At 46.2% G+C, this 14672-nt stretch carries 12 protein-coding genes; 4 read left to right on the top strand and 8 right to left on the bottom strand.

From position 1 onward, the window contains the following. Nucleotide 1 precedes the first annotated feature (1 nt). Nucleotides 2-1387, bottom strand: coding sequence for an AAA family ATPase (locus DW039_RS04450; protein WP_016272131.1), 1386 nt, complete (start codon nt 1385-1387; stop codon nt 2-4). A gap of 299 nt (nt 1388-1686) precedes the next feature. Between DW039_RS04450 and DW039_RS04445 the strand changes: the two genes are divergently transcribed. After that, nucleotides 1687-2121 (top strand): DUF6078 family protein, encoded by a 435-nt coding sequence (locus DW039_RS04445; RefSeq protein WP_117866482.1) that lies wholly within the window; start codon nt 1687-1689, stop codon nt 2119-2121. A gap of 178 nt (nt 2122-2299) precedes the next feature. On the opposite strand, the gene DW039_RS04440 is transcribed toward DW039_RS04445, so the two are convergent. Further along, complete coding sequence (locus DW039_RS04440; protein ID WP_120381739.1) at nt 2300-3067, bottom strand: DNA alkylation repair protein; 768 nt, start codon at nt 3065-3067, stop codon at nt 2300-2302. Nucleotides 3068-3198: 131 nt separating this feature from the next. Between DW039_RS04440 and DW039_RS04435 the strand changes: the two genes are divergently transcribed. From DW039_RS04435 to ybeY, 3 genes are all read left to right on the top strand, one after another. Beyond that, entirely contained in the window at nt 3199-4203 is a 1005-nt protein-coding gene (locus DW039_RS04435; RefSeq protein WP_005826125.1) for a M28 family metallopeptidase, read from the top strand. A 25-nt stretch (nt 4204-4228) separates the two neighbouring features. Next, nucleotides 4229-5461: a nucleoside recognition domain-containing protein gene (locus DW039_RS04430; RefSeq protein WP_005833907.1), complete on the top strand. Its 1233-nt coding sequence runs from the start codon at nt 4229-4231 to the stop codon at nt 5459-5461. A 67-nt stretch (nt 5462-5528) separates the two neighbouring features. Continuing rightward, nucleotides 5529-5942, top strand: a complete 414-nt coding sequence (gene ybeY, locus DW039_RS04425) for an rRNA maturation RNase YbeY (protein ID WP_005826129.1) — start codon at nt 5529-5531, stop codon at nt 5940-5942. Nucleotides 5943-6013: 71 nt separating this feature from the next. On the opposite strand, the gene DW039_RS04420 is transcribed toward ybeY, so the two are convergent. The 6 genes from DW039_RS04420 to DW039_RS04395 all read right to left on the bottom strand — a co-directional run bounded on the left by DW039_RS04420 (nt 6014) and on the right by DW039_RS04395 (nt 14669). Next, nucleotides 6014-6550: a hypothetical protein gene (locus tag DW039_RS04420; RefSeq protein ID WP_243635009.1), complete on the bottom strand. Its 537-nt coding sequence runs from the start codon at nt 6548-6550 to the stop codon at nt 6014-6016. Nucleotides 6551-6678: 128 nt separating this feature from the next. Beyond that, entirely contained in the window at nt 6679-7206 is a 528-nt protein-coding gene (locus tag DW039_RS04415) for a hypothetical protein (RefSeq protein ID WP_008662148.1), read from the bottom strand. 6 nt (nt 7207-7212) lie between these two features. After that, complete coding sequence (locus DW039_RS04410) at nt 7213-8643, bottom strand: C10 family peptidase (protein WP_243635008.1); 1431 nt, start codon at nt 8641-8643, stop codon at nt 7213-7215. A gap of 69 nt (nt 8644-8712) precedes the next feature. Next, nucleotides 8713-9849 carry an aldose epimerase family protein gene (locus DW039_RS04405; protein WP_117720922.1) on the bottom strand — a complete coding sequence of 379 codons (1137 nt, stop codon included), beginning with the start codon at nt 9847-9849 and terminating at the stop codon, nt 8713-8715. Between the two features lie 29 nt (nt 9850-9878). After that, on the bottom strand, nt 9879-11909 hold the full coding sequence (locus DW039_RS04400; protein WP_120381736.1) for a hypothetical protein: 2031 nt from the start codon (nt 11907-11909) through the stop codon (nt 9879-9881). A 33-nt stretch (nt 11910-11942) separates the two neighbouring features. After that, nucleotides 11943-14669: a family 78 glycoside hydrolase catalytic domain gene (locus tag DW039_RS04395; protein ID WP_120381771.1), complete on the bottom strand. Its 2727-nt coding sequence runs from the start codon at nt 14667-14669 to the stop codon at nt 11943-11945. Between the last annotated feature and the right edge of the window lie 3 nt (nt 14670-14672).

Genomic DNA, 14672 nt, shown 5'->3' with positions numbered 1-14672 from the left:
ATTACCACTCCTTTAGGGTATTTTCTAAGTACTCCTTAATCATTTGCAAAGAAAGCTTTCGTTCTTGCTCAGAGAAATTGATAGTCAATTGCCCTTCTTTAGGAACTTGTATAATTTTCGAAACATCGAGTTTCACCTTATTGCCCGATGGCAAAGAAAGCACTCTTGATTTCATCTCCGCAAAATGGATGGAAACATTCAAATCATCTTCCCATTTCTGAATTTCACCGACAAAAACGGTAGAATGCGTATTCACAATCACTTGTCTTAAAGGTAGATCATGGTCTTCAAAGTTAGTGGTCAAATCCTTCAATAATTTCGCCATTGATTTTATCCTAAATGGGTGAATGCCATTCTCCGGTTCTTCAAAACAAAGCAAACCGGAGTATTTCATATCGTGTTGCAGGATGCAAAGCGTAAGCAATCGCAACGTACCCTCGGACAACACGCGGGAAGAGTATTTCTTTCCGTCCACATTCTTCAGATAAATGATATACTGCTTGTTTTCTGTATCATCTTCTACAAAGACCTGGGTATAGTTGGGAATAAAACTATTTAATTCACGAGATATCTCTACCAATGAATATTTATCTTCCTGCTGAATCCTAAATAATGCTGCAGCCAGGTTTTTCCCAGAAACACCAATGACATCTTCTCCCGTCCTCTTACTTGTGGGTTGACGTAAATCCTCCGGGTTCAACTGTAAGAAACGCCAACTGATCATTTCCTGCTTCACGGCCAGAATATGGCGGAAATCAACAGAATCAATGCTGCTCAATACCGTACGCGTAGCATTTCTCAGGGGAAAACTTCGCTTGTTACCTCCACCACCATCTTGAGGAACAAATACCGTAGGCAATTCATTTTGCTCTTGTGTATAGATATAAGGTTGACCACGTTTCCCTGTAATTACTTTAGGTCTCCAAAATTCTATTTGTTCTTTAGGCAAAAGTTTTATCCATTTGTCTTCTTGATGTTTCAATGTAGCCAAATGTTCATAAACAACTTCTAAATCATCAATACCACTGGAGTTTACAAAGCGATGTATTTTTAGTTCATAACGCAACCTCGTATATTTCAATCTTGCAGTAGCTCCCCAAGCATCAGTCACTTCACGATTTACCAGCACTTCCACACAAAACTCCATTTCATCGGCATAAGCATGTTCATCATACTGAGTGAATAGTTCAAACAAATCACCTCTTTGCCCTTCTCTGAATGCTGTATGTATTTTGTCCACTTCAGCCAAGCGTGACAACAGATTCAATGCATCAAACAAGTTACTCTTCCCAGCAGCATTTGTTCCTGCAACAATGGTCAAAGGGGTAAACTCCATTTCAAAATTATGAAATGACTTAAAACCATTTATTTTAAGATAAGTAATCATAGGGATATTCCTTTTGTTTCCTGCAAAATAACGAATTTATTTTGAGATAGCACTCATCCCCTTTCTTTTTTCACATAAGTAAAAGGCGTATGACATACCTGGTACGCTCCATACAACGGAATATTATGCTGCCCGGAGGCAAATTACAGAAAAAACGATAGAAGTAGCAAGATATATACTTGAAATATATTTGCAGGCTCACACTTTCTTCCTACATTTGTGCAGAATAACCAGCCATTTACTGACAGCAAGCCGAATCTCCCCCCTGCTGAAAGCACAATGCATAGAACACGCTACTTATGAAAGAAGAAATATCCTTTACCCAAGTCCCCTTCGACTACCCCTTATGCCTCAACGGGCAATGCCCCAAGGCTGCCACCTGCCTCCGCCAGCTCGCCATGCAGAGCATGCCTACCGAAAAGGATTACTGGAAAATCATCAGCCCCAAACGCCTTGCCACCGTCAAAGGGGAATGCCCCTTCTACCGCTCCAGTCAGAAGGCGCGTTACGCCAAAGGCTTCATGAACATGCTGAACAGCCTACCCTACAACAAGCGGGGAATCGCCATCGCCAACCTGATAGCCGGCTTCGGCCAACGCACCTACTACCGCGCCCGCAAAGGCGAACGCCTGCTGCTCCCCGAAGAGCAACAATCCGTACTGAACGTCTTCAGACATCTGGATGCCGGCACGACTCCGGAGTTTGATAACTACGTAGAAGGCTACCTTTGGTAATACACTGGCAATCAAAGACTAATTTTGCCAACCCCTTGCCTCACCTTTGGCAAAACTTTGCCATGCCTATGGCAAAAGTTTGCCAACGCGGTGGCAAGGTCTTGCCAATAAGGTGGCAAAAACTTGTCAACTTGTTGGCAAGAAGAGCAAAATACAGTTTCACGATTTTCATTCCCCATCAGCGCTTCATAAACTCCTTGCGCTCCTCCTCCGGAAACTTCTCTATGGCATAGCGCAACATCGTTCGCGGCATCGTCCTGCAATACTTCTCCAAGAATTGTACCAGCAAGTCCTTGTCCCGCTTACCCATCTCCCGGAGCATCCATCCTACCGCCTTTTGCATCAAGTCATGCTTATGATGGAGCAGCCGTTCCGAAAGGGCTAATATATCGATGAAATCACCATTTTTGATAAGAGTATAGGTAGATACCACAGCAATGCGCTGGTCCCAAAGCAGCGGACTATCCGCCAGCCGGTAGAGGTCTTTACGAAGTTTGTCTTTCAGATATTCACCCACAATGCCGGGGGCAGACAAATCGACCAAATCCCAATTATTGATACGGGCTGTCTGCGAAAGGTAAAAGTCATAAATCTCCTTTTTCCCCTTTTCATCGCTCTTTTTGAACCGCTCCACCAACATCAGCAAGGCACAAAGGCGACACTCGTGCCATTCACTCTGAAGCAAGGCTGCCATTACCCCAAAAGGTTCGTGCTTGTGCTGCTTTGCCACCTGCCGGGTGTTGGGTACCACCACTCCCAGAAACTTATCCCCCTCGCCATACTGCCCCTTTCCGGTCTTGAAGAAACGGGGAAGATACTCCCTTTTCACCGGGTCGATATACGCCTCCAATTCCTGCTGAATCTGTGCCGAGATGCACGCCACTTCTTCTGCCGAAAGCACACGTTCGCACAAGACGGTTTCCACTGCTTCATTCTTCTTTTTCATCCTTCTCTCATTTGATTTACACGGATTTGAATTCATCCACCAATGGACAAAAATACAACATTTATATAGAAACTATGGAAAGTTATCTTTAATTTTGCAACCGGTATGTCCAATCCTTAAAACCGTACGACATGTATAAAGCTGTTTTGGGAGCAATCTGCTGCCTTTCTTTCGCACTATCCTTACATGCACAATCTCCACAAGAAAAGGGGTTGCAAAGCATCAGCCGCACTTCGGCCAAGGCTATTGTCGGCTTTCTGGCCGACGATGAGCTGCAAGGACGCGAAGCAGGCATGCACGGTTCACGACTGGCTGCCCGCTATCTGGCATCCTGCCTGAAAGAAGCCGGCATTGCCCCGCTGGAAAAGGACAATTATTACCAGCCCTTCGAGGCTTACAACAAGGAACGCCAACAACGGGGACGGTGGCAAGTGCATCCCGACTCCATCGCCATCCTTAAACAAGGCGTCCACCGCATCCTGCAGATGAGTAATGTATTGGGAACCATCCCGGGAGAACGACCGGATGAATATGTCATCGTAGGTGCCCACTTCGACCATCTGGGTGTGGACGAGACGCTGGCAAACGACCGGATATACAACGGTGCAGACGACAATGCCTCCGGTGTCTCTGCCGTCCTGCAGATAGCCCGTGCATTTCTTGCCACCGGACAGAAGCCTCTGCGCACGGTCATCTTTGCCTTTTGGGATGGGGAAGAAAAGGGATTGCTCGGCTCAAAATACTTTGTACAAAGCTGTCCTTTCATCAGCCAGGTGAAAGGTTATCTCAATTTCGACATGATAGGCCGTAACAATAAGCCCGAGCAGCCTCAACACGTTGTCTACTTCTACACCGCCGCCCACCCCGTATTCGGCGACTGGCTGAAGCAGGACATTGCACGCTACAGCTTGCGCCTGCAACCGGACTACCGCGCCTGGGACCGCCCCACGGGAGGAAGTGACAATGCTTCTTTTGCCCTGTGCAACATCCCCATCATCTGGTACCACACAGACGGACATCCCGATTATCACCAGCCTTCGGACCACACCGATCGGCTGAACTGGGAGAAAATGATAGAAATAACCAAAGCAGCTTTCCTCAACGCCTGGAATCTTGCCAACGAAAACAAATATTAATCCATTAGAAACAAAGTAACGATACATGGTTTTAAATTACATCTGGGTAGCATTCTTCGTCATCGCATTCATCGTGGCCCTCTGCAAACTCATCTTTATGGGTGATGTGGAGATATTCACAGAACTCGTCAACTCCACCTTCTCCTCTTCCAAAACAGCTTTTGAAATATCCCTGGGACTGACGGGAATACTCGCCCTCTGGCTCGGCGTGATGAAAATAGGCGAAAACAGCGGCATGATCAATGCCCTCTCCCGTTGGCTGAGTCCGGTATTCTGCCGTCTCTTTCCCGAAATACCGAAAGGACATCCTGCCATGGGCTCCATTTTCATGAATCTCTCTGCCAACATGCTGGGGCTGGACAATGCCGCTACTCCAATGGGGCTGAAAGCCATGAAGGAACTTCAGGAACTAAACCCGAAAAAGGACACCGCCACCAATCCGATGGTCATGTTCCTTGTCCTCAACACCTCGGGACTGATACTTATCCCCGTCAGCATCATGATGTATCGCTCGCAGATGGGTGCCGCCCAACCCACGGACATCTTTATCCCCACACTGATAACGACTGCCATCTCGACCATTGTCGGTGTCATTGCCGTCAGCATTGCACAACGCATCAACCTGTTGAACAAGCCCATACTTATCCTGATTGGCTGCATCAGTCTTTTCTTTGCCGCACTCATTTATCTGTTCACACAGATTAGCCGTGATGAAATGGGTGTATATTCCACTTTGATTGCCAACATACTGCTGTTCTCCATCATCCTGCTGTTCATCCTCTGGGGGCTATGGAAGAAAATCAATGTATACGATGCCTTTATAGAAGGAGCCAAAGAAGGCTTTACCACTGCCATACGCATTATCCCTTATCTGGTTGCTTTTCTCGTTGGAATCGCCGTTTTCCGCACTTCCGGCGCCATGGATATACTGGTGAACGGTATCGGTTATGTAGTAGGACTATTCGGTGTAGATACCAGTTTTGTAGGTGCCCTGCCCACTGCCTTGATGAAGTCACTGAGCGGCAGCGGTGCCAACGGACTGATGATTGACACCATGAAGCAATATGGTCCCGATTCATTCGTCAGCCGTATGAGCTGCGTGGTACGCGGTGCTTCGGATACTACGTTCTATATCCTTGCTGTGTATTTCGGCAGCGTAGGTATCACCAAAACGAGGAATGCCGTGACGTGTGGGCTGATTGCCGATTTTTCCGGCATCATTGCAGCCATCATCATCAGTTACTTATTCTTCTTTTAAAAGAACTAGCTTAATCGCAAGAACGTAATTTCAATCGTACATCGTAAATCATTAAATCGTAAATAAAATGATTAGTTATCAGACAGACGGCGTGGAAATGCCATCCATCAAGAAGCGTGAAACCACGGAATGGATAAAATCCGTAGCCGCCACTTACGGAAAAAGAGTCGGTGAAATCGCCTACATCTTCTGCTCGGACGAGAAGATACTCGAAGTGAACCGCCAATATCTGCAACACGATTATTACACAGATATCATCACTTTCGACTACTGTGAAGGCAACCGCCTTAGCGGTGACCTCTTCATCAGCCTCGATACCGTACGCACCAATGCGGAACAGTTCGCCGATAACAACTACGAACGTGAACTGTACCGTGTCATCATCCACGGCATCCTCCACCTTTGCGGCATCAATGACAAAGGGCCGGGAGAACGGGAGATTATGGAGGAGGCGGAAAATAAGGCGCTGGCGATGCGGTAAATCCAAAGAATAAAAACTCTGTCTTGATAAAGTGCTGATTTTACCAAGACAGAGTATTTAAGAAAAACAAGTTACTTTGTCAACACAACGACAACTAACGGGTGATATTTGTCTGCTCCTGATTCGATGCGGGCATCCACACCATCTATAGTTACTCTAATAAGTTCAACACTGCCATAACCATCATTGTACTTCCAATGGGAAATAATGGAATGTTCCTCTCCGTCACCAAAGATATAGGGACAAACAAACGTACGCCTCAATACTTCAGGCTTCTTGTCATATTTATATCCCTCCCATAGTGCATCAAAGATTGCCAAAGTAAAAAGTCCGTCCCTGCTTTCCACATAGATACAGTCCGGTCCGGTAAAGTCATCTTTAGAATCGGGTTCTACCAATTTATAGGAGTAATCTTTCTCTCTCAAAGCAGGCTTACCATTTCTTCCAAGACCGGTTTGCATTCCCTCAATCAAATCATTGCCATTTTCATCGACAAATGCTAAATTGTATCCATAATGAATAGGAGGATAAGAATCTTCCTCACTTTTACAACCCATGAAAATCAAAGGGAATAAAGCAGTCAATAACAAAAATCTAAAATTTCTCATAATATATTTTCTGAAGTGAAACATACAAACTTACTCTATCATATTGATAAATCTATCTTCTATAGGACTAACATCATAAGCTGTATACCAACCATTATATCGTCCATATAAAAAACATAAGATACTCTCTATTTATCTAAGCTAACAAGAGCTTGAGGATAAAATTTGTCAAAACCTTCAAGAATCGGACTCTCCACATCATCTATTGTAAGACGGATAAGTTCTGCCTCCCGATAATCAGTATCAAACTTCCAATAAGAAACAATCGTATGTACTTTCTCATCACCGAATATATGCTTACAGGCAAGTTTATGAGTAAGGACTTCCGGCTTCTTATGCCCATACCAGTCTTCCATGCAGACATCAATGCGTAGCGATTGATAGCCACTTACCTTTCCTAATATTAATGATTTGGTATCAAAATAATCATCTTCCGTTGATTTGATAAACTCAAAAGTATAAGTTCCGCGTAATAAAACAGAATCCCTCTCGCTGTTTATTTCAAATGGTACATCTGCAAGCAAATCATTACCCGATTTATCTATGAATGCTAAATAGTATCTATAGAGATGAGGCGGGTAAGAGTCCAATTTATGTTCACAACCGGCAAAGCATATCGCAAACAATAACAATGAATAGATATATACTCTTCTCATAATGCGTCATTTTAAGGGTGAAACATACAGATTTTCTCTGTCGTATTGATAGTTCCTATCATCTGTAGGATTCACATTATTTCCACTAAACCAGCCATTACCAGTGCCATACCCCCCCCAGTTCATATGAAAATATATGCGACCAGAACCAAAAGAAGTAGTAGTGGGATTCATATAATTAGGGAATCCACAACTTGAATAACTTGGATTTGTAGAACGGTTTACAAGATACTCCACAAAATAGCTATAGGAACTTCCATATTCTTCCGCACCATCACAAACCCATGCATGCCCTTTCCAAGTTATTCCGATAAAATTTTTCCTGTCACCTGTCATATATACAGGACGTCCTCTAAAATAGATTTCACTTTCTACATCCCACATGTCATGATCCTTTTTAGATACTGCATACCCCATTGCCTCAAAACCTCTTTTGGCATCACCTAAGGAAGCTCCAGATTCGTCTTTACCATATTCCATATTCACGGCTTTACCAATCATCGCTATTAGAGATTGAGATGCAGAAGTCGGTCTATCATTAGCCATACCGCTCCAGTCAAAGGATTGAGGCCATTCATGATACTTCTCAATCTGAGCCATAGCAATGGCAACACAGCCAGCAGGATATTCATTCGGACATAATGCACTATATCCTCCCTCCTGCCCCCATTTTGTATTCATCAAAGGCCCAACTTTTCTGTTATTACTATTATATCCTACTATTGTAAACTCAAGAGGAGAACCATAAAAATTAGCCTTTTCTACAAGACTTTCATAATCTGATTGTGAGAGAAAAGATCTTGCAGAACTTAAAGGACCAAACGAATATCCCGGACACAAAGTATACAATTCGCCTAACCTTTCACGAAACATTGTCCCATCACTATAATGATCAGAAGTAGCATCACGTGTTGTGGCAGGCAGTATTTCGTAAGCCTCCCACATAGAGCGCATATTTGCCAAAGTCTCGGCATTTTGCATATCGCTTTCCTTAATAGCCCAATTTGTTTCATCCATCCAAATAGAAAAGCCACTCTGCTTAGCTTTTTCTATATTGATAGAGTTAGTATCTGAATATGCCAGAATCGGATAGTAATTCTTGGTAGCACCTACTATAACAAAACCACCGCCTTCATAATTTATTATATACATAGAAGGCGTATTGTCTTCACCGTAAACCGTCTTAATATCTTTTACTGTTTTACCAGAAAAGGCATCTGGCTCAATAGAGCCATTTCCTGTTGTCACCGCATCTTTACCATTAGCAGCTAAAAACAAGCCGGCCACCTCTGTGGCTTGACTAACCGGCACAAAGCTTTCATCATTTACAATGTCTACACAATCAGCATCCACTTCTATAGGAAGGGGTTCCATGCTATTCTCACTGCATGAACAAAATGCTGATACAATCCAAGCATACAATAAATACTTTTTCATACGCATTAATTTTTAAAGTTAACAAAAGAGATTATTATAAATATAAGGCAGGCTACGCCTGCCTTATATTTATTTCTTCACCGAAAAGCGATAGATGCAATGACTGTCATACTTTTCTCCCGGCTTCAGCAACGCCGAAGGCCATTCCGGCTTGTTGGGCGTATCGGGATATTTCTGCGTCTCCAAACAGACGGACGCACGATGACCGTACACGATACCTTTCTTTCCGGTCAGTGTGCCATCCAGAAAGTTACCGGCATAAATCTGAATGCCCGGTTCGTTGGTATAGACATCAAGCACAATACCCGTTGAGGGAGATTCGAGGGTGGCACACGGGCGGGTGACATCGCCCTTCGTATTGAGTACCCAGTTGTGGTCATAGCCCTTGCCGTTCTTCAACTGCTCAAAGTCATTGTCGATACGGGCGCCAACAGCAGTAGGAGTGCGGAAATCCATATCCGTACCTTCTACGGAAACAATCTCACCGGTAGTCATGAAGGTACTGTCCACGGGGGTATAAGCATCTGCATCGATAGTGAGCAGATAATCCGAATTGGACTTGGAGGGGTCACCGTCCAGGTTAAAGTAAGAATGGTTCGTCATATTGACAACAGTGGTACGGTCTGTTTCGGCACTGTAACGAATGTCGATGGCATCGTCATCTGTCAGCGAGAAAGTGACCTTGCAGGTCAGGTTACCCGGGAAGCCCTCCTCTCCGTCTTTCGACAGATAAGTCAGTTCCAAAACCTGATTACTCAACTGGCGGGCATCGAACACTTGATATTGGTATCCCTTGGGACCTCCATGCAGGCAATGACCGTAATTGTTGCGCGGCAGCTGATACTCTACCCCATCCACTGTAATCTTACCCTGGTTGATACGGTTGGCATAACGTCCGATGGTAGCGCCGAAATCCGAAGGGAACTTGATGTAGTCCTGAATGGAATCGAAGCCCAGCACCACATCACGCATAACGCCATCCTTGTCCGGCACCATCACTGATACAATACGTCCACCGAAATTCGTAATACAAACTTCCATACCATTCTTATTCTCCAAAACAAACAAGTCTGTCTGCTTGCCATCCACTTCCGTACGGAAGTTCGCAGGTTCCAGTCCAGAAGCAGTCTTTTCACTCGCCTGTTTGCCCGTGCAAGCCGATGCCAATAGCATCACGCTTGCCAACAAAGTCATCATCTTATTCATAAATACAATATTGGTTACTGTTTAGACTATCATTTTTTCAACAAGAACTGCTCCGCACGTCCCGGAGTGAACAACTCCCACAAAGAAGCAACCGTCCAGCCCGGAGCGAAGATATTGTTGTAATATCCCTTTCCGTTACGTCCGTAATCCCAATTGGTATGCTGCACCACTTCCGGGTAATAGCCTACTTTGGCAATGCCACACATGTGTCCTTCATACGGCAGTAACTGGCGCATGGAAGTGGATATCACCTCGGCAAAGTCAGAGAAGCGCGGCTCGTTGTACTCTTTGGAGAGCCAATGCAGCACATCGGCAAATTCGAAGATAAATACATCGATATGGTTATTCTCTACCGACACATTTCCCCAACCACGGGTTTTCAAGCCGATATCTCCCAGCATCTGACCTTCGGCAAAAGGAACATCCCAAGTATAATACCATGACAAGGCAAAATAAGCGGCTTTCTTTGCCAGACCGGCATAGTGTGCACGCTCTTCTCCTTTGGTAACCAAAGCCAGATAATAAGCAGCCGTAGCAGCATACAAGGAGGCTTCCTTGTCCTCGCAGTTGGCATCCAGCGTAGAAGAGAAATAATCGGCTTTGGATATCAGTTCCTTCTCCAGATAGTCTACCGTACGCTTGGCGCTTGCCAGATAACGCTTGTCCTTGAAATACTTGGACGCCATCACCAAAGGCAATGTTGCCGAAGGCGTGCTACCACCGCTGGCATCCACGATAGAGAAATCATCCTTGAACTTGCGCGGGAAGCTGCCGTCCTCGTTCTGCAACTTGAGGAAGCTGTCCAGCATGCCCTTGATGCGTTTCTCCCATTCGGGGTGTTTACGCTTCTGCTGTTTCTCGTAGTTCAGATAGTTCAGAATGGCATATACGCCTTCGGACTGACGTCGAATGCTATGTCTGGTTTCCTTGAAGTCGCGGTTGTAGTGTACCACTTCGTTGAAGAAACCGGCAGGCGAAAAACCGTTCTGGAGATAAGTGTCAAAGATATGGTTAGCATTGTCCACCAGGTCTTGACGGTTCTGCTGTTTGCCATACTCCAAAGCATTGAAAGCGTTCAGCAACGTACGTCCCACAAAGCCCACTTCGGCAACATCGGTATTGGCACAAGTAGCAGTCTCCAACTCTACACCGGAGTAATAATGAGTGGGGGTATTGCCAACATAGCTTTCCACGAAGAAGTTGCTCATCACCTCCTTCATGCGGTCTACCGTGTAAGGTGTGTCAACCGGTTTCGGACGGTTAGTGTCATAACAATACTCCCAGGTGCGCTGTACGCATTCCGAAAAATCGGCAGCATTCCTTTCGGACACCTCCCAAGTCATGGAGATGCTGTCACCCTTACGAAGCAACTGGAAAGCCTCAACGGCAGGAGCCAGCGTCAATTTGCGGATATATGTCTTCGGTGCTTCCTTATAGGGGAAACCGTATGCCAAGACAGTCATACCATCCACATTGCAGAAACCGGTATATCCGATGGAAGTCTCGCCGGACAAGATTACCTCTCCCTCCTTATGAGTGGTCAAAGCTTCCTTGTCGAACTTGTCAATACGGATAACCGACATGGACGTACCGCTTGCCGGATTGAAAGCTGCCGTCAGCGGAGTGCTCAAACGGTCCTCACGCACCAGCCAACTGTCCGATGTGTGGAAAGAAGGAGCCTCCTTCGGCGAACGCAGGTTGCGGCGATACCAGAAGCCCGGCATGTAGAACTGGCAGTCCGAATGCTTGTAACCGGTCTTTATCTGTTCCCCGTAGTTGAAATACACATTTTCCAGCGCCTTGAGTGTGACGGTAATGCGCTGTTTGCCATCCTTGTCCACCACCTGGCGGATGATGTCCAACGGCAACGTTTCCGAAGCCCGGCAGCTGTACATACCATCCTGCATCTTCTGCAAGGCCAGCGGATATTGCTTGGCATCATTCCCCGGCACTTTCAAGGAAATAGAAGCAGAGATGTCTTCCGGAGCAGCATTTGCCGCTCCGGCACCCGTAATGCCCACCAAAAGCATTACCCCCAAAAACAATCTTTTTAGTCTCATAGTTACATCTGTTTTATTGTTGTTAGAAAAATATCATTCAGACATGAATACATACTTGCCGGAGCCCAATTCGACTACCAGCTTACCGTCAGCCTCCTCCACGGAATGAATCCCCGCCTGACCGGCATCTACCTGTACATGGAAGTCAAGCGGCAGCTTGACCCTAGCGGTTGTATTGGCGGGAATCTCAACGTTCCACTCCAGCTTATTGCCGTCACGTTTCCAGGAACTCCCTATCCTGCCATAAGGCGATACATGCGAAGCATTCACATAATTCAGTTTTTCCGGGAATACCGGTTCCATCAGAATCTGCTTGAACCCGACGGAAGCGGGAGCATTTTTTATACCGGCAAGATCCTCATAGAACCATATCAGCAGGTCTCCCAAAAGCATCACATGGTTTCTTGAATTCATCGCCGGATTTGCCGTGTCACCATTCCATAATTCCCAAATGGTGGTTGCACCCTTCTTAATCATGTAGCCCCATGAGGGATAAGTGTCATTGGTCACTATCTTATAGGCAAGTTCCAGTCCACCGTACTCGGTAAGTCCGCGCATCAGATGCTGGATGCCAAGCACACCGGCACTGACATGTCCCTTACAGTCTTTTTCCGTCTTCTCCACGACATTGGCAAATACTTTATCTTCATATCCGTCGGGAACCAGACCCAGTCTGAGGGAAAGCAGGTTCGCCGTCACCGTATTGTTGTCATACTGTGCAGTCCCGGGATTGAAGAATTTCTTGTTATAAGCGTTCTTGATTTTAATAGCAAGTGCGGCATACTCTTCGGCATCTACCGGAAGTCCGTTCATTTGCGCGAACTTCTCCATCAGTTGCAGAATGCTGTAAAACACCGTTGTACTCAGCACTTCGCCGTTCGTCTTCCGGGCAGGGTCCTCCGAATGAATCAGCTCCGGCGACTCGGGAGGCATGCACCAATCCCCGTATTCATCCTTCACCAGAATATAGTCCTTCATTTTGGTCTCCGTCATGTGGTTTACCCAGCGCTTCATGGACGGATAGCGCTCTTTGATGGAGCTATCATCGCCAAACTGGCGGTAAAGCATGTCGGCTACGTAAAAATAGGCAGCCGGCCAAGTCACGTCATCATGGAAGATGGTCCAGTAACGGGGAGATACCACAGAGATACTTCCATTTTCATTCATGGACTCTTCTATATCCACCAGCCACTTCTTATACATCAAGGCATTGCCGAAAATGAAACTTTCACCATAGGCACCGGTAGTGCGGTCGCCCAGCCATCCAAGACGTTCATCACGCTGGGGGCAGTCGGTAGGCATACCGCGATAGTTTCCACGGATTCCCCAATAGGCATTCTTGTGAAGTCTGTTAATCAACTCCTCGGAAGTCTCGAACGTACCGTTCGTTGCCATTTCATCATACACCACCTTACCGGTGAAATCATCCGCTGCCGGTTCATAGTCCAAACCGGATATTTCCATAAAACGGAAACCATGGTAAACAAACAACGGTTCCCAAACAAACTCACCGTCAGCGGCAGGAGTATAAATATCCGTGACAAGGGCACTGCGCAGGTTGTCAAGATACAGTTCCGTACCATTGTCCTTCAGCACTTCGGCAAAACGCATAGTAATGGGCTTGTCCTTCTTGCCACGCAGTTTCACCTGCTGTATTCCTACCATATTCTGCCCCATATCCACGATATATCTTCCATCACCTACCGATTTAACGGATATTGGCTTTATCTCCTCCATCACCTTCAGACTCGGAGAGAGCTGTGCCACAAGTTTTCCTTTGGGAGCCTCCATCCGTTCGGCCAACTGCCATCCGGAATCATTATAGCCGCTTTCCGTCCATTTACCCAATTCCAAGCGGGCATCATACCACTCACCGTCAAACTCGTTGTTTGCGGTTATAGGACCGCAGTTCGTCACTTTCCAGGAGTCATCGCTGGCTACCGACACCGTCTTACCATTGTCGTACTCTATATTCAACTGCGCCATGAGACGGGGTAAGCCAAAGCCTACCATCCCATTGGCACGCATGGAAAGATAGCGGCCGTTGCCCAGAGCCACGCCTATCGTATTGGTACCGGACTTCAACAAGGGGGTGACATCATAGGTCAGATAAGATACAGAAGCATCGTACCAGGTAGGCAAAGGACCGAATACATCGTTTCCAATCCTCTCGCCATTCATATAGCATACGGAAGAACCTACTCCCGATACATAAAGGACCGCACGCTTCGGCTGTGACGGCAAATCAAACTCCTTCCGCAGATAACGTGCCGGAAGGATGGTCCGCTCACCGTCCAATTTCAAGTTTGTACTGTCGTTCAGTCCAATCCAGCCGGCTTTCCAGTCCGAACTGTCCAGCAAAGCCATCGACCAATATTGGATACTACTTTGCGCCTTGTCACCGGTATTTGTCCATACAGTGACACGCCACCAATATTTCTGTCCCGACTCCAAAGGCGCCCCTGCGTACTTCACCAGCACCGATTGGCCAGACTCCACACGACCGCTGTTCCATACCAGCCCAGAGCCGGTCTGCAAACCCTTGTCCGAGTCCGCCACTTCAATCTGATAAGCAGTCTGCATCACATCCTGCTTGTCGGTTACCAGTTGCCATGAGAAACGGGGAGCCGATACAGCCACTCCTTCGGGATTCTTCCGCATTTCAACAGTGGTTTCCTCCACTTTCAAGGAACCGCCACCCGATACTTGACAGCCCATCATCAATAGGGCCAACAAGGAGATTAAAATAAATTTCTTCATACT

Origin of the sequence: Bacteroides sp. AF39-16AC, assembly GCF_003602735.1 — a bacterium.
Lineage (GTDB): Bacteria > Bacteroidota > Bacteroidia > Bacteroidales > Bacteroidaceae > Bacteroides > Bacteroides uniformis.
Note: the sequence above shows the minus strand (reverse complement) of the source record. Positions and strands in the feature narration are given on the sequence as shown.